The organism is Neisseria sp. P0001.S005 (assembly GCF_051963715.1).
Window position 1 is genome coordinate 1 of sequence record NZ_JBQCTZ010001052.1, and the last position, 240, is coordinate 240.

The following is a 240-nucleotide window of genomic DNA, read 5'->3' on the forward strand; positions in this document are numbered from 1 at the left end:
GCCGTGGGACGTACGGCTACTACGAGCTCAACGATCAGCGGACCACGAGCAAAGCGGGCAACAACATTCAATCGCTGTATGTGCAGGATCAGTGGACGATAGGGAATCGCCTGACCCTGAATCTGGGCGTTCGCGCCGAGGATGAGAAGGTGCCGACCTTCCGTCCCGACTTCCTCGAAACGGCTTTTCACTTCACCTTTGCCGACAAGCTCGCCCCCCGTCTTGGCGCCGCCTACGACG

The 240-nt window shown here is 60.0% G+C and carries 1 protein-coding gene; it reads left to right on the forward strand.

The genetic code is table 11. From position 1 onward, the window contains the following. Positions 1 to 240: TonB-dependent receptor domain-containing protein (locus ACTHSP_RS24030; RefSeq protein ID WP_440347229.1), on the forward strand; the 240-nt coding region annotated here is incomplete at both ends.